The following is a 14,861-nucleotide window of genomic DNA, read 5'->3' as shown; positions in this document are numbered from 1 at the left end:
TAAAGGGGGAGGGCATCCCCCTAACTCTCCTAGGATGTAAGACACTTGTCGGAGTCACAGCCGGCAGGCCCTGCTTCCATCAAAGGCTGGGTATAGCGGGAGAGGGCTTCATGGAAATCATTGACCCGCTTGCGCCGGGCAACGGCTGCCACTTCCTGCTCGTACCGTTCTTTGCTAATGGGTTCAAAGGGGAGGCGGGGGAAGGTTTCATGGGCATCAAAGCGGGCTAGGAGAGCAGCAGAGATATACCCTTGATCCTGCTGAATGGCTGTGTAAATGGCAGTGGCAAGGGGTTCTACTTCAGGCTCGCGTAGCTCAATGGTGGCACTGGTGTTGTGGGTGGTATAGTGCTGCTGCACCTGCATATAGAAGTCAAACTGCGCCAAGGCGGAAAACTGGCTAATGTCAATGGTGTCTGCCCCCGGCAGATCTGCCCAAGAGACAGCAACGGGAATTTCTACCAGCCACTCGCTACACCGCGGATCAAAGGGATCATCAAGGAGCTTACCCGTCTCATCCTTGTCGGACTGGGACGGAATGATATTGTAGCCATAGTCATAGCAGGCCATGGCCACCGGGTCGCCCTTGCGGAAGGTGATCCGCCGGATAAACCGTTGGGCTTTGGGGGGATGCCAGCCGGGGGAGGCACCCGTGAGTAGGGATTTGGTGCCGGAGGGTTGGACGGTGGTACAGCGATTGGGACGCTTGAGGCCGTGGCGATCGCAATACTCCCAGACCGTGTCATGGACAATTTGCCGCCAGCGTTGCAGAAAGGCTGCTTCTTGGGCTTTGAATTCGCGCCCTTGGAGGGTATCGGATCGTCCCGCTGCCCACCATTCCAACCAAGGTACACCAAAGGCATGGACAAAGAAATCAAATAGCCCCGTAAAGCTCACACCCACAATGGGATCAATGGCGCGGGAGTACTGATAGCGATCGACAACAAAACGATGGTTCAACAGCGCTGCCACTGAGAGCGCACCGGCTTTGAAGGCTTTTTCTTGGGTTATCGTATCCGCTGGATCAATTTGATTCAGGTGAATTTCTGCAAGGTTGCAGTGGAAATCACTGCCGACAATTTCACCACAGGGATTGAGGCCATAACGACCCAAGCGGTGAGCCAGCTCCCGCTGATCCATGGTGGGCAACAGTTGCCGCAAAAAAGCCTCTCCCTGTTGGTTTTCATAAGCACGGAGGAAGGCGTGCTTCAGTTCAGGGGTGGTCAAAAGATCGACATTGGCGCGGGCGATCGCCTCCCCTGCCCATTGAATGGCACCTTCCCCTGAATAGAACTGACTGCGCACCGCATTGATGCATTCTTCAAGGCTTGGCTTAGTGTGAAAGACACGGGTATGGTTGGCCATGCGCAGGGCATCCCGCTTCGGATCAATGCGCCAATTGCCTTGCTCATCCTGCTGCCAGAGATTTTGTTTAGCTTGGGCAAAAGCCTCATCATCACTTGCCCCCTGACGCATGCCGGCTGATCGCCTCACATTGCCAGCAACGACCACCACAGCGGCTTCATCAATCAGCAGACAGCACTCGACAGAGGTCAACTGGCGGCCCACCGCCGCATTCAACAAGGCCGCACAACGGTGGTAGAGGTTGGGTAGCTTTACTGGATTGGCAACCCCCCCAAAGCCCTTGAGCCGCTCACCCGTGGGACGCACATCACTAATGTCAATCGTCACCTGAACTGAACCACCGAGTTGGGGGTTGCTGGCTAGTTCAAGAAGTGTTTGATAGGACTTCACCCACCCTTGGCGGCTATCCCCCACGTTGATTTGGCAGGTTTGCCCCGTCAGGGTTACGGTGGTTTGCTCTTGGCGCGCTTCCTTGGGGGTTTGGCCAATTTCCCCGACAACGGTCACCTCTAGGCGATTGCAGATGGGGGGTAACTGGGAGATGTATTTCTGCTCTAGGATTGCCCCTGTGCCACAGCCCTGCATGGCCAAGTCCATCATTAGGCCAAAGGAATCCCAATCCACCACATTGGTGCTAGTGCAGTTGTAGGCACCGGAAAAGTTCTCGGGCTGGCGTACCCAATCAGTTCCTCCCACCCACAGCCAGCGCCCAGAGGGCAGCGCCTTTAGCTCCTGCTGCATTTCCCGGAGCAACGCCACTTCTGCCTCAGTGAGGTGTCCTACTTCTTGCAGGCCTTGGAGCGTGCGATCGCACACCTGTTGCCAACTCTCCCGCTCACCTGCTTCATTTTGGCGACTGTAGGTGCGGTAAAACACGGGATAGGCTGTTGGGGCAGTGGCGGGGAAAGTGGTTTGGGGACGGGGAGGATTTTGCACCATAGGGGCAGGACTCAATGGCTAAATACTAGGTGTAGTGTAGCGAAGCCCTTCTTTGGGGTCAATAAGCACTAATTATAGAGATGGCTGCAACTGCCCTGCTACGGCGAGAGGGAGATGCTAAGATAGCAGGGAGTTTTTGCTGTGAGTCCAGAGTCAATGGTTGCTGCTCCCCCACTCCCCTTTAGTACCGATGCCTTTGACCAAGTGGTGATGACCACCTATGGTCGCTTTCCCATCACGCTGGTGCGCGGCGAAGGCTGCCGCGTTTGGGATGATCAAGGCCGCAGCTATCTGGACTTTGTGGCGGGGATTGCTACTTGTACCCTCGGTCATGCCCATCCGTCCTTGGTGGAGACGGTCAGTCGGCAAATCCAAACCCTGCACCATGTCTCTAATCTCTATTACATTCCTCAACAGGGGGCGCTAGCGCAGTGGCTTGTGGATCACTCCTGTGGCGATCGCGTGTTTTTCTGCAATTCTGGTGCGGAAGCCAATGAAGCGGCCATTAAACTGGCTCGCAAATATGCCCATACGGTTCGCCACATTGCCAACCCGATCATCATTACGGCTCATGCCAGCTTCCATGGGCGGACGTTAGCCACAATTACGGCTACGGGTCAACCCAAATACCAACAACACTTTGACCCCTTGGTGCCCGGCTTTGCCTATGTGCCCTACAACGATTTTGCGGCATTGCAGAGCCTTGTTGAGCAACTAGATCAGTCTCAACCCCAAGTGGCCGCTATTCTGTTGGAACCGCTACAGGGAGAGGGGGGAGTCCGTCCCGGCGATCGCGCCTACTTTGAGCAGGTACGCCAACTCTGTACCGAAAAAGGCATTCTCCTGATTTTCGATGAAGTCCAAGTGGGCATTGGTCGCACGGGATCCCTGTGGGGCTATGAAACCCTCGGTGTTGAACCCGATATTTTCACCTCCGCCAAAGGCCTTGCCGGCGGCGTTCCCATTGGTGCGATGATTGCCAAGGAGTTTTGTGCCGTCTTTCAGCCGGGGGATCATGCCAGTACCTTTGGTGGTAACCCCTTGGCCACGGCAGCGGCGCTCACCGTTTGTGAAACCCTTGAAAAAGAGCATCTCCTCGAAAATGCGCGCGATCGCGGGCAGCAACTGCGGACAGGACTACGTGAACTGGCAGCAGCCTATCCCCATGTCATTGCTGAGGTGCGCGGCTGGGGTCTGATCAATGGTTTAGAACTCAAACCAGAGATCCCTCTCACGGCGGCGGATGTCGTCAAAGCTGCCATTGGTGAGGGGCTATTACTCGTGCCCGCTGGCCCCAAGGTGGTGCGCTTTGTCCCGCCCCTGATTGTCAGTGCCGAGGAGATTGATGCTGCCTTGGCAGCAGTTGCCCGCACCTTGGAGCAGTTAGCTGCCTAACCCCTGCATGAGCGCTGCAGAGGAGAACACACCAGAAAAATATCCGGGCTGCTTCGCCACCTCAATGGGCTGTTTTGTTCCAAGCATTTTGTTTGTGCCCTGCTGGATCATCTCTGCTTGGCTGGCCTTTGCCCTTGGTTCAATGGGCTGTGCCGTGTCCCAAAAATACACAGCGTTTCAGAAATGGCTCAAAGGGAGCATGGGGTCGGTGGTCTTTGTCGGCGGTGGTGTTGGTTTGCCCATCGGGGCTGGCCTGCTGACGCATCGGCTACTCAAGCGCTAGCAGCGTTTCAGAGACTAGAGAATATCCTTGCGCTTCTGACATACCCCCACTAGTCCCAGCATCAACCCAATAATGCCCCCTAGCCGCAGATTGTTGGCACTCACGTTGGCATTGAACGTGTGCCCCTGGAGACTCCAAAAGCGATCAATCAGGGCTTCACCGCTGGCGATCGCCCGCCCCCGCTGCTCTTTCCAGAGCGCAAATTCATCTTGCCAGCGCTCCATGGCTGCCTGATAGTTTTTGACCCGTTGATTGTACTCCTGGACGCGATCGCGATAGGCCTGATCAAACTCTAAGACTGAATTGGGCAGTGGCGGTGGATCACCGGGTTCGCGGGGTTGTGGGGGTTCTGGTTGATCCACAGCGGGGTGGTATTCCTTGCGCACTCCCGGAAAGCGACACCGTCGAAAGAGGTTATCGTCAAAGCAGGGACACTGTTCCAAGGCTTCGGGACTCAGCTTCTCCCGTACCAATTTCGGTTGCTGCCAGCAGGCATCCCGCGCCACATCCTGACCAAATCCCAAAAGGGAAACGACATTGGCATAGCCCCAGCGGGTCAGGGTGACATCACTGATCAAATTGCCCACGCCCCCTAGATCCTTCAGGGGAATAATGGCACCCGCAAAGGTAATCTGGGGCACGAGAAAGAGAATGGTGAGTAAAGGAGCCACTGTTTGGGTGGGTGAGAGGGCAGAAACGAGTAGCCCCATTACCATGCCACCAAAGGTCACCAGAAACAGCGTTGCGTAAAGGCCGGCGATCGCCCCAACACCGAGGCTGAGATCTATTGCCAAAAACTTCATCACCAAGAAGACGGCTGCTTGGTACAGTGCCAATACCACCGCCGATCCAAGCTTCGAGAAGATATAGGGCCACAGCCCCAACCCCACCATCCGTTCCCGGCGATAGATCTCCAGCTCCTTGACAATTTCCCGCATCGTCGCTAGGCCCCCCACCATCACCGCAATCAGCACAGTGACGAAGGCCATTGTAAACGCCTGCCCCGCATCCCCCTGATCTGGATCGAGAATCGTTGGCTTCCAGAGGACAAAATCCAAGGCTCCCAAAATCGGCGCCAGGGAGAGCATGAGAATGAGTGCCGCCCGATCCTGTCGCAAAATGGCAAGATTCCGCTGGGTGAGAATCCACCACTGCCGCCACGGTGCCACTTGAGGCAGGGTTGTTTTGGGGCGTTGGGGTTGAACTTGACGGGTTGCCCCTGTATCAACATTGAGGGGGCGTTGGCGCTCCACGACATAGGTTTGATACAAATGGGACTGGCGATAGCGCTGCTGCCATACGGCTGGATTAGGTTCGCTCTCAATCTTGAGGTAAATTTCATCAAAATCTTGGACATCAAAATAGCTGAGAGCCTGATCCGGGGGTCCAAAGTAGGCAAGGTGACCGCCTCGTGCCAAAAACACCACCAAATCGCAGAGCATGACATTTTTGGTGGCATGGGTAATCAGCAAAATCGTCCGCCCTTGATCCGCCAACTGGCGCAACAGCCGCATCATTTGGGTCTCCGTTCCCGGATCTAGCCCTGAGGTGGCTTCATCAAGGAAAAACAAACTGGGGCGGGTGAGCAGTTCCACACCAATTGACACCCGCTTGCGCTGACCCCCACTTAGCTGCCTGACAAGCACATCTCGGCGTGCCGTCAACTCCAACTCAGCAAGCACCCGATCCACTTGAGCTTGTCGTTCCTTCTCACTAAAGTCAGCGGGTAGGCGCAGTCGTGCGGCATAGTCCAAGGCTTGAGCCACCGTTAGCTCACTGTGGATAATGTCATCCTGAGGTACATAGCCAATCTGGGTGCGGTATGTCCCAAAGTAGCGATATAAGTCGTAACCGTTGACTAGTACCGTGCCCCCCGTGGCGGGGCGAAAGCCGTTGAGCGCATCGACGAGCGTTGATTTACCGGCACCACTCCCACCCACAATGGCCACAAACTCACGGGGCAAAATTGACAGGGAAATGTCCTGAAGGAGCTTTGTTCCCTTAGCAGTAGTTTTGCTGAGGTGAATGGCATCAAGGCGCAGGTTGCCACTGTCATTGTGGGGAATAATGGTTTCATCGGGGGTGAACAGCGAACTATAAGGCCCAATGCGTAGCAACGCACCTGTTGGCAAGGCCACAGGTTTGCGGGGTTCAAGGCGCTGGTTGTTCACAAACGTGCCATTGGCGGAGTCCAAATCAACAACGTACCACTGTCCGTCTTGGAGATAGAGGCGAGCATGGAAGCGCGAGACAACAGGATGATCCAGCACCATATCATTGCTGGGATCTCGGCCAATCCGAACCTGCTGGCGATCGCGCAATTGTAGCGGTCGAGTCTGCTGCACCACCTCAGTGGCAGGCATCAACAAATATGTCAACCGCAGGGATTCCCCCACATGGATCACATCCCCCGGTGCCAAGGCATGTTCACTAACTGTTGTTCCGCGCCAGTGGAGGCCATTTTTGCTGCCCAAGTCAATAATTTTGTAGTGATCGCCCGATCGCACCAACTTGGCATGGTGGAAAGACACAAAAGGATGCTCAATGGTAATGTCCGCCTTGGGATCGCGACCGAGAATCAGTTCCTCCTTAAGGAGGGGAAACTCCTGTAACCATTGGGGCGTCGCTACCTGCAAAATAGGCGTACTCGCAGCCCCCATGACCACCGTACCCGGCAGTGCCGTTGTTGCCATGCCCTCTGGATCAAAAATGGCTTCAAAGTCACCCATTTGCAGGCGATCGCCCGCCTTCAGAGCCACAGGGGTGCGTGGCCGCAGTTTCGTTCCATTTAGAAAAGTACCGCTGGCACTACCCAAATCCGCCACTTGGTAACCGCTCTCTGTGGCCAGAATCAGCGCATGGTGGCGGGAAATCCCTTCGCCCGCAAGAATGACTTGACTTTGGGGGTCGGTACCAATCAGCACGCGATCGCGCCCCAATTGAATGTGCTGTCGTGAACCATCCGCTGCCACGAGTTGAAGAATGGGTACAGCCATACCGATTGTTAAGAAACCCCACCCTATTGTGTCACTCCAAGAGCACTGCCCTTTTCACAGGGATTGAATACTCTCAAAACAGTTGAAACCGCTATCGGCAAGGAACAGTTCCGCTGTGGTGGCGGCGGACACATCACCCCTACTTACCCTTTATTCTAAAAAAGGGATGGAATAAAAATTTTCTGTCGCGGGAACAAGAAGAAACCCTAAAGTATTAGTCGTTACGAAATCGTTGGTATTAAATTTGCTAAATTAGCATCCAATTCATCCAGACATTGCCATCCTGTTACAGGTTCTCGTAGCGTCTCCCAAAAATGTAGAACAGATTTCTTTTCCCGTTACGCCGCTGTTGTTGTGGGGATGTATTCATGTTGATGCACGTTGAAATTATTGAAAGTAACCCCCACCTGCGTTCCCTGCTTGGCTGGCACCTACAGCAAGTGGGGCACATTGTTCATCTTGCCAGTGGTTGTCAACAGGGGCAGGAAGTATTTCAATTGCGACATCCCGATTTGGTTGTTCTCGATCTGGACTTGAATGAGGGCAATGGTTTGGAATTATGCCGCTGGCTTCACTACCAAAACACTGTTTTGATTTTAGTTCTTTCCGCCCATGAGGAGGAGGCGGATGTCGTGACGGCGTTGCGGGCAGGTGCCGATGATTACTTGGCCAAGCCCTTTGGCATGCAGGAATTCTTGGCTCGCGTGGAGGCCTTGGCACGGCGAGCACGCCCCTGTTTACCCAGTGTTCTCAACTTAGGTGAGTTACAAATTGATTTGGTGCAGCGGCGAGTGGTGGTACGCAATGTGCTAGTGGATTTGACACCGCAGGAATTTAGCCTACTCTATGTTCTGACGCAAATGGGGGGCACGCCCTTGAGTCGTCAGGAACTGCTACGGCGAGCTTGGCCAGAGAGCATTGACAATCCCCGCACCGTGGATACGCATATCTTATCTTTGCGTAAGAAAATTGAAGTAGATCCACAGCAGCCGCGCCTAATTCAAACCGTGCGCAATGTGGGTTATCGGCTACACCTTGAACCATTGAATGGCCGCTATGCTCAGAATGGGTATAAACCGCCGTCTCGTTCCCCGCGATCGCCCCGCCATGTATTGGTCTAAATAGCCTCTAAACAGCCTCTAAATCGGTCTGCATCACCGCCGATGAGTGATCCCTTTGCGTGGTTAGAACCTGCCCTCAAAACATTACAGCGTGCCCATTGGTACCGCCAGCCAACCTTCAGTGGTTCCCCCGGTGCAGTGGTTAATGTTGGCGAGCCGCCCCGCCCATTGATTAACTTTTGCAGCAATGACTACTTGGGTCTGGCCAACCATCCGCAGGTAAAAGCAGCCGCTATCGCAGCCATCAAACAGTGGGGCACCGGGGCGACCGGGTCTCGCCTTCTCAGTGGTCAGCGTCACCTCCATGAACAACTAGAGCGAGCGATCGCCCAGTGGAAAGGTACAGAAGCAGCCTTGGTCTTTAGTTCCGGTACCGCCGCCAATCTCGGTACCATTGCTGCACTGGTGGATCAACGGGACTTGGTACTGGGGGATGCCTACAATCATGCCTGTCTCAAAAAAGGCGCCCGCCTCAGTCATGCTACGTTCTATGAATACCCCCACAACACTGTCGCTGCCCTTGCCCAACTCCTAGAAACCCATCGCTCCCAATACCGCCGTTGTCTGATCCTCACGGATGGTGTCTTCAGTATGGATGGGGATGTCGCCCCCCTAGAGGAGATATTGGCGCTAGCCGAGGCCTACACAGCCATGGTGCTAGTGGACGATGCTCACGGTACAGGGGTATTGGGAACCAACGGTGCCGGTACCTTAGCCGCCTTGGGGCAATCTAGTGCGACCGTCATTCAAATGGGTACCCTCAGCAAAGCCCTTGGCAGTTTAGGGGGATACCTTGCTGGCCCCCAAGCTCTGATCACCTATCTGCAACACCGTGCCAGCACATGGATCTATAGCACTGGACTCTCACCGGCGGACACTGCTGCTGCCCTTGCTGCCCTTGAGCAACTACAGACCGAGCCTTCCCTACGCCAAGCTCTAGAGGAGCGCATTCAACAACTAGAAGAAGGACTGCAAGAATTGGGTTGCCCCGTTTTGCCCCGTCCGCTACCGACCCCCATCTTTTGCCTGCCTGCTCCCGATCCAGCCACTGTTGTCCAATGGGGTCAGACATTACAAGAGGCTGGATGTTGGCTGGCGGCGGTACGGCCACCGACTGTGCCCTTTAGTCGTCTGCGCATCACCCTAAGAGCCGATCACACCCCTGAGCACATTGATCGATTACTGGCAGCGTTGGCTGCACTTCTAAAGCCCTGTTAAGAAAGGGTGACGATCGCTGTGTATTTCGCCTAGGCTGGAGATATAGCCCTTTTCTGAAATACAGGCTACATCTAGGGGATGCCATCTTCACCGAGACTGGCTTTCACAGTGTTGAGCGTGAGCGTGTGCGATCGACGTGAAAAGGGCTGTAGATCATCCCGCCAGATGGCCAGCTGTGCCAAGGAGTGAGCTATGGTAACTATTTGGGTGAGCGAGCAAATCGATCCCTCCGGTCTCCTTTATGCTTGCATTGCCTGTCGTGATGAAGCTCAGGCAAGAGAGTGTGTGCAATCCTTTGAAAAAAACTTGACCACAGAACAAAAAGCAGCCGGTTGGCACGTGCGTCTGCGCACCGTTGCCTCTTGGGATGAGGTTCCTAGTACTGCCTTGAAGCTCTGTTAGTTTTTGCCGCAGCCGTGCATAAGGGCGCCTGATCAGCGATTAAGGTCAGTGGGGACGTTGCTCTCCCTGCACCTTTGCTATCATGGGTGCGATGTGCTCATCATTTCTTTTTCTTTGGAGGATGCCGCAGAATGGAGTTTGAAGCCCTGTTACTTGGTTTAGAACCACTCACCGTGCTTGCCCTTGGGGTTGGTGCTGTTGCTGTTGCCCCCGTTGTGGGTGCCGTTGACTCAATGACCGGTCACAACTTGGCAGAGCAAGCTCGCAATGCGGCAAAATCAGGCTTGATGTGGGCGTTTGAAGCCTATGAAAAGGCACAGACGGCTGTCGCCGAAGCCAGTGAGTCTTTCCAAGACTTAGTTGCCGAAGCCCGCTCAGAAATGATGGAGCAAAAAGCAGCGAAGGCCGCCGCGCCTGAGGAACCCCGCGAAGTGACGATTAGCTAAGTTTTACTGTCGGTGCCTAATTGAAATGCCTTTGGGGTAGTTCTGCTGCCCCATCTTCTGGTTAATTAGCGACCAGCGGGTGGAAAATAGATGACGGGAAAGACGCAACGGCGAATAATCTCTCCAGCAAAGCTGGGGATTGATAGCTCCCAAATTTTACCGACAGAACCAGAGGAAACTACAATCCCATAGATGTCGCGATCGTGGGCAGCGAGTTGGGCTTCAACGACAGGGCTACCAAAGCGAATCTCGGTTTCAACGTTGAGACCATAGCCCGTGAATTCTTGCTTTAGCTCGGCAAGAATTTTTTCAGCCTTTGGACGTTGTTCGCCAACTCCCAGTTCCCCTTTGCCCGCATCGCTGATAATCCAGCAAAACGTGAGTGACGCAATGCTCGTTTGATCGGGCTTTTTCACGCCTTCCCGCAGTTTTTGGACAAGGTGTTGGGCGGAGGGGCTGTGGTCGTAGGGCACGAGCAGATGGCGAAAGAGATTTTGGCAGCGGAGATTGAGTTCTGCACTTGTCATGACCCACAACAGTTGTGGGCGCATAATCATGACGGGCACTTTAATGCGTTGCAGCACCTCAATCGTTGTACTGCCGAAGAGCTTCTCGTCCAAGAGATTGCGAATCGGACGGCTCGCCAGTACCAAATCAATTTGATGCTTTTCGACGGTGTCCAGAATGGCATCGGCGGGGCGGCGATTTTCGATGATCACCTCTGCTTTCAGCTCCGCTGGCACTTTAGCGGGATCAAGTTTGAGTAGTTCACGCGCCTGTTGCAGCTTTTCTTCCCGTAGGCGGGGTTTGTCCCCATCCTCATCAATGGGGCGGGCATGGAAGAAGATCAGTTTGCGAGCACCTGCGGTTTTCAGTGCCTTAAGGTAGTGGGTAAGTTTGGGGAGACCATCATGGAGATCCGTTGGAATCAATACGTTCTTAAACATGCTGTTGCTCCCCGATGCCAGACTCTAATTGCAGATTACCTTAGAAGGGGGGGGCACGCTACTAAGTTATTTTCTATCTTAGTAAATAATTGTTCCCTCTCCCCAGCAGAAGGAGGCTCTGCTGGCAAATTGCAAGGGAAATCCCAACGTCTTTGCGCCAGTTCGGCGATGATATACAGGCAATCTGTAGAGCACAGGACGACAACCCAAGGGCAACTTTTCGGAAAACCCCATCGTCAACTTCAACAGGAGTCACTAAAATAAGGATGGATACAGAGTCATCATTAACTTCAATAATGTATCCATTACTACTAAATCCCTGTGAAGCAAGGAGATTGTCTATCGTGATGCGATTTTCATTGAGATTTTTCTGGGATGTCGCGCCTCGCTAAGGGCGATCCAAAGTGAATCAGAACAATCCTTTTGCCATAATAATGCAGCGATAAATTTGCCTTTCTTAGGACATTCGTTTAACTGATTGCAATTGCCTTCTTAAAAAGGTGAGGAAGGAGATTTTTCGCTGCCAACTTCAATGATTGAGTTGAGGTGTTGAGTTGATGACAATTTTCACGTTCGGGCAGCGCTTGCTCCGCACGCTCCTGTGGCCGTTACGGCAGTGGTTAGAGCATCTAGAGGTACACGATCGCCAGCTTGCCCATCGTCTATGCCGCTTGATCCCCGCCCAGTGTCCCTTTGAACGCGATATTGTGGTTGCAAAATGGCACATTCACATTCCGCCCCTGTGCCACCTGAATCCCCTCTATGAGGAATTGATGGTGTTGCGCTACCGTGCCCTTTGCTACTTGGCGGATGAGTGCCATGAAGATATTAGTGCCTACTGTTAGTGCCTAGGGGGTGCACAGGTGTGGCGATCGCTCACCTCCTTGTGGGTGCAGCAGCCCTGTTCCTGTTGTGGTCGGGCAAGTCCCCAAACGATCTGTAGGGATTGTGAACGGCGCCTCAAGGCATGGGAAGTGCGCCAACGCCAACGCTACTGGCGGGGCAGTCTCCCCCTTTTTCCTTGGGGATACTATCAGCAAGACCTCAAGCGGGCGATCGCCACCATGAAATACAACAACCACCCCGAACTGGGTGCCCTCTTTGGCCAATGGTTAGCCCTGAGTTGGTTTGAGGCCAAGGTGGCGCAGCGTCTCCCCTTGCAGGTGGTGCCCATTCCTCTCCATCGCGACAAATTAAAGAGCCGCGGTTTTAACCAAGCGGCGCTCATTGCTGAGGGTTTTTGCCGTGCCCTTGAGCTGCCCCTTGCGCCAGCCGGCTTAATCCGCCAACGAGCAACCCAGTCGATGTTTCAGCTGTCACTCACAGAACGCCAAGCCAATCTTGAAAATGCCTTTCGCCTCGGGCAGGGTCTGCAACAACAGCGCTGGCTGCTGCTGTGCGATGACATTTACACCACGGGGACAACCGCGCGAACCGCCGCCGCCCTATTACGGGATGCCGGGTACAAGGTTTTAGGGATCATCACAGTGGCAGTAGGGCTACCCGATCAACTCGCTGATCCCAGCGTCAAGGAGACGAGCATCAAGGCTTCTGTCCACTCAACCACTGCACCGTAGGTATCTCCCGTGTGCCCCCGCAACTGCCACTGAAACCATGCCGGGATCAAGAGGATTAAAAGCAAGCCAAAGAGGAATTGTCCCAAGGGCAGCGGGAGAAGGAGGGTGAGCAACAGCACAAGCAGACCACTCGGCCAGAAGTCACGGGGAAAGGTGCAACTGGCTTTATGGATGTGACCCGTACCTTGGGGTTTCAAATAGGGGTAGCGGGCGATCGCCCACACCTGAGCAAGGCGCCCCAGCACCAATACCCACACCAAGACGCTACCCTTCTCTAGGCGACTTAAGCTCGTGACTTTTAAGAGCAGGATCACAATTGCGGCCATGACGCCAAAAGCACCCGCTCGGCTGTCCGCCATCACCTCAAGTCGCCGTTGTTGATCCCTAACGGCTAAACCATCGGCCGTGTCCATGGCACCATCCAAGTGCAAGCCACCGGTCAATGCCAACCACAGTGCTACCACCAAGACACTGGTAACCAAGGGGGGAACCCGCAAGAATTGCAGCAGCCACTGCGCTCCCCAGAGGAGCGTTGCCAACAGTAGCCCCACCCAAGGACACCATTTTGCTACGCCAGCCAACCGAATCGGCCAAGTGGCGGGAAGGGGCAAGCAGGTATAGAAGGCGATCGCCCCCAGCCATTCCATCCAAATGGGCCTCATGGGCGGGTTTGAATCTGCGCCACAGTTCGCTGCTCAGGTTGCAGCAATTGAGCTACCCGCTGAATATCAGCAGGGGTAATGTCGTTAATCGCCTCTAAACGGGTAAAGAGTTGCTGCCAGCCGCCGCCTTTGACGGCATACTCTGCCAAGAGCTTGGCCATCCCCTCATTGGACATCAGGTTTTGTAGCAGTTCCATCCGCAGTTGCGCTTTTACCCGATCCAGCTCTGCCACCGTCACGGGTGTTGTTTGCAGTCCCTTGAGTTCTTGGGCAATACCAGCGGCAAGGGCAGCGGCTGTTTGACCCGGCGCCGGCGCCCCATAGATGAGAAAGCGGTTGGGATATTTATTGCCGGGAAATCCCACGTAGGCTTGGACATTCAGGGCTAACTTTTGCTCAAGGACAAGGGAACGATAGAGACGGGAGGTGCGGCCGCCACTGAGAATGCGTGCCAACATTTCATAGGTGAGGTACGCTGGGTCCCGCAAAGCTGGGCAGGGATAAGCTTCAATGTAAAGGGGTTGGCTAGCCAATTCAAGGGTAATTTGCCGAGGCTCCGTTTGCAGCGGTTCGGGGGGAATCGTTGGGGTCTTGGCGGCACTGTTGGGATAGCGACCAAAATAAACCTTGGCTAAGGTTTTGACCCTTTGGGGATCAAGATCTCCCACAATCACCACTGTCATTTTGTCGGGGGTGTAATACTGGCGAAAGAAGCGTTCCACATCGGCACGGCGTAGGTTTTGAATATCCTCACGGTAGCCAATGACGGGTCGGCGGTAGGGATGCTGGCGAAAGCTCGTGGCCAAAAAGGCCTCAAAGAGTTGCCCCGTGGGGGAATTTTCAGTGCGTAGCCGCCGCTCCTCAAGAATGACTTCCTTTTCTTGGTAAAAGTCGCGAAAGACGGGCTCCAAAAAGCGTTCCGACTCTAGGGACATCCACAGTTCCAATTTGTTGGCGGGAAAACTGTAGAAGTAACGGGTGGCATCGGCGGATGTGGTTGCATTGAGACCCACGCCTCCGGACTGTTGGACAATTTGGCCATATTGATTGCGAATGACGTAGCGATCGGCCGCCTGCTGCACAGCGGCAAATTTCGTTAAAAGCGCCTGCCGTTGCCGCTCATCGGTGGTGGCTTGCAGTTGCTCAAAGAGGGCGTCCAATCGGACTAGCTTTTCTTTTTCGGCAGCATAATCCGTTGTGCCGATGCGGCGAGTGCCCTTAAAGGCCAAATGTTCTAGATAGTGGGCTACACCGGTTTGTCCTTCGAGTTCATCCACACCCCCCACATCTACATAGGTGAGAAAGGAGATAATGGGCGCTTGGTGTTGCTCCATGACAATGAAGTGCATTCCATTGTCAAGATAAAACTCACTAATTTGATCCATGGCACGCTCAATGTAGGGGCGAATCGTTTGGGCATCGGCAGGCCAGCAGAGGGCGATCGTCCCCCAAACGAGGCAGAGGAGAATTTGCCAGAAATAAACTTGCCCGTGGCTCCGTTGCCGCATCAA

13 protein-coding genes are annotated in these 14,861 nt (G+C 54.3%); 8 read left to right on the top strand and 5 right to left on the bottom strand.

Annotated elements, in window-relative coordinates; genetic code table 11:
* Window positions 1–29: 29 nt before the first annotated feature.
* A complete protein-coding gene (nrdJ, locus tag NBE99_RS12050; protein ID WP_250682293.1) occupies window positions 30–2,303 on the bottom strand; it encodes a ribonucleoside-triphosphate reductase, adenosylcobalamin-dependent in 2,274 nt (757 codons plus the stop codon).
* A 156-nt stretch (window positions 2,304–2,459) separates the two neighbouring features.
* Here nrdJ and NBE99_RS12045 point away from each other — a divergent pair, with 156 nt between their 5' ends.
* Together NBE99_RS12045 and NBE99_RS12040 are read left to right on the top strand one after the other, a co-directional pair.
* Entirely contained in the window at window positions 2,460–3,698 is a 1,239-nt protein-coding gene (locus NBE99_RS12045; RefSeq protein WP_250683734.1) for an aspartate aminotransferase family protein, read from the top strand.
* Window positions 3,699–3,705: 7 nt separating this feature from the next.
* Window positions 3,706–3,981, top strand: a complete 276-nt coding sequence (locus NBE99_RS12040) for a hypothetical protein (protein WP_250682292.1) — start codon at window positions 3,706–3,708, stop codon at window positions 3,979–3,981.
* A 14-nt stretch (window positions 3,982–3,995) separates the two neighbouring features.
* Here NBE99_RS12040 and NBE99_RS12035 read toward each other — a convergent pair whose 3' ends face one another.
* Window positions 3,996–6,977 carry an FHA domain-containing protein gene (locus NBE99_RS12035; RefSeq protein WP_250682291.1) on the bottom strand — a complete coding sequence of 994 codons (2,982 nt, stop codon included), beginning with the start codon at window positions 6,975–6,977 and terminating at the stop codon, window positions 3,996–3,998.
* A gap of 368 nt (window positions 6,978–7,345) precedes the next feature.
* Here NBE99_RS12035 and NBE99_RS12030 point away from each other — a divergent pair, with 368 nt between their 5' ends.
* The 4 genes from NBE99_RS12030 (at window position 7,346) to NBE99_RS12015 (ending at window position 10,164) form a co-directional block, all read left to right on the top strand.
* Complete coding sequence (locus NBE99_RS12030) at window positions 7,346–8,098, top strand: response regulator transcription factor (RefSeq protein ID WP_250682290.1); 753 nt, start codon at window positions 7,346–7,348, stop codon at window positions 8,096–8,098.
* 42 nt (window positions 8,099–8,140) lie between these two features.
* Window positions 8,141–9,316, top strand: coding sequence for an 8-amino-7-oxononanoate synthase (gene bioF, locus NBE99_RS12025; protein WP_250682289.1), 1,176 nt, complete (start codon window positions 8,141–8,143; stop codon window positions 9,314–9,316).
* A 192-nt stretch (window positions 9,317–9,508) separates the two neighbouring features.
* The gene (locus tag NBE99_RS12020; protein WP_250682288.1) at window positions 9,509–9,718 is read left to right on the top strand and encodes a glycogen debranching protein; all 210 of its coding nucleotides are present in this window, start codon (window positions 9,509–9,511) and stop codon (window positions 9,716–9,718) included.
* Window positions 9,719–9,849: 131 nt separating this feature from the next.
* The gene (locus NBE99_RS12015; RefSeq protein ID WP_250682287.1) at window positions 9,850–10,164 is read left to right on the top strand and encodes a DUF5132 domain-containing protein; all 315 of its coding nucleotides are present in this window, start codon (window positions 9,850–9,852) and stop codon (window positions 10,162–10,164) included.
* Between the two features lie 65 nt (window positions 10,165–10,229).
* On the opposite strand, the gene NBE99_RS12010 is transcribed toward NBE99_RS12015, so the two are convergent.
* Window positions 10,230–11,111, bottom strand: a complete 882-nt coding sequence (locus NBE99_RS12010) for a universal stress protein (RefSeq protein ID WP_250682286.1) — start codon at window positions 11,109–11,111, stop codon at window positions 10,230–10,232.
* A 557-nt stretch (window positions 11,112–11,668) separates the two neighbouring features.
* Between NBE99_RS12010 and NBE99_RS12005 the strand changes: the two genes are divergently transcribed.
* Together NBE99_RS12005 and NBE99_RS12000 are read left to right on the top strand one after the other, a co-directional pair.
* Window positions 11,669–11,956, top strand: a complete 288-nt coding sequence (locus NBE99_RS12005; protein ID WP_250682285.1) for a Mo-dependent nitrogenase C-terminal domain-containing protein — start codon at window positions 11,669–11,671, stop codon at window positions 11,954–11,956.
* Window positions 11,957–11,974: 18 nt separating this feature from the next.
* The gene (locus NBE99_RS12000) at window positions 11,975–12,688 is read left to right on the top strand and encodes a ComF family protein (protein WP_250682284.1); all 714 of its coding nucleotides are present in this window, start codon (window positions 11,975–11,977) and stop codon (window positions 12,686–12,688) included.
* Here the strand turns inward: NBE99_RS12000 and cobS are convergent.
* Both cobS and NBE99_RS11990 read right to left on the bottom strand, forming a co-directional pair.
* On the bottom strand, window positions 12,619–13,350 hold the full coding sequence (cobS, locus tag NBE99_RS11995; protein ID WP_250682283.1) for an adenosylcobinamide-GDP ribazoletransferase: 732 nt from the start codon (window positions 13,348–13,350) through the stop codon (window positions 12,619–12,621). The genes NBE99_RS12000 and cobS overlap by 70 nt on opposite strands.
* Entirely contained in the window at window positions 13,347–14,858 is a 1,512-nt protein-coding gene (locus NBE99_RS11990; RefSeq protein WP_250683733.1) for a pitrilysin family protein, read from the bottom strand. The genes cobS and NBE99_RS11990 overlap by 4 nt, the downstream gene beginning before the upstream one ends.
* Window positions 14,859–14,861 lie beyond the last annotated feature (3 nt).

The organism is Thermosynechococcus sp. HN-54 (assembly GCF_023650955.1).
Classification (GTDB): domain Bacteria; phylum Cyanobacteriota; class Cyanobacteriia; order Thermosynechococcales; family Thermosynechococcaceae; genus Thermosynechococcus.
Note: the sequence above shows the minus strand (reverse complement) of the source record. Positions and strands in the feature narration are given on the sequence as shown.

Bases quoted from the DNA above. Each gene is read 5' to 3' on its own strand.
- NBE99_RS12045 (WP_250683734.1), top strand. From the start codon at position 2,460: ATGGTTGCTGCTCCCCCACTCCCCTTTAGTACCGATGCCTTTGACCAA.
- bioF (WP_250682289.1), top strand. From the start codon at position 8,141: ATGAGTGATCCCTTTGCGTGGTTAGAACCTGCCCTCAAAACATTACAG.
- NBE99_RS12015 (WP_250682287.1), top strand. From the start codon at position 9,850: ATGGAGTTTGAAGCCCTGTTACTTGGTTTAGAACCACTCACCGTGCTT.
- NBE99_RS12030 (WP_250682290.1), top strand. From the start codon at position 7,346: ATGTTGATGCACGTTGAAATTATTGAAAGTAACCCCCACCTGCGTTCC.
- nrdJ (WP_250682293.1), bottom strand. From the start codon at position 2,303: ATGGTGCAAAATCCTCCCCGTCCCCAAACCACTTTCCCCGCCACTGCC.
- NBE99_RS12010 (WP_250682286.1), bottom strand. From the start codon at position 11,111: ATGTTTAAGAACGTATTGATTCCAACGGATCTCCATGATGGTCTCCCC.
- NBE99_RS12040 (WP_250682292.1), top strand. From the start codon at position 3,706: ATGAGCGCTGCAGAGGAGAACACACCAGAAAAATATCCGGGCTGCTTC.
- NBE99_RS12020 (WP_250682288.1), top strand. From the start codon at position 9,509: ATGGTAACTATTTGGGTGAGCGAGCAAATCGATCCCTCCGGTCTCCTT.
- NBE99_RS12035 (WP_250682291.1), bottom strand. From the start codon at position 6,977: ATGGCTGTACCCATTCTTCAACTCGTGGCAGCGGATGGTTCACGACAG.
- NBE99_RS11990 (WP_250683733.1), bottom strand. From the start codon at position 14,858: ATGCGGCAACGGAGCCACGGGCAAGTTTATTTCTGGCAAATTCTCCTC.
- cobS (WP_250682283.1), bottom strand. From the start codon at position 13,350: ATGAGGCCCATTTGGATGGAATGGCTGGGGGCGATCGCCTTCTATACC.
- NBE99_RS12005 (WP_250682285.1), top strand. From the start codon at position 11,669: ATGACAATTTTCACGTTCGGGCAGCGCTTGCTCCGCACGCTCCTGTGG.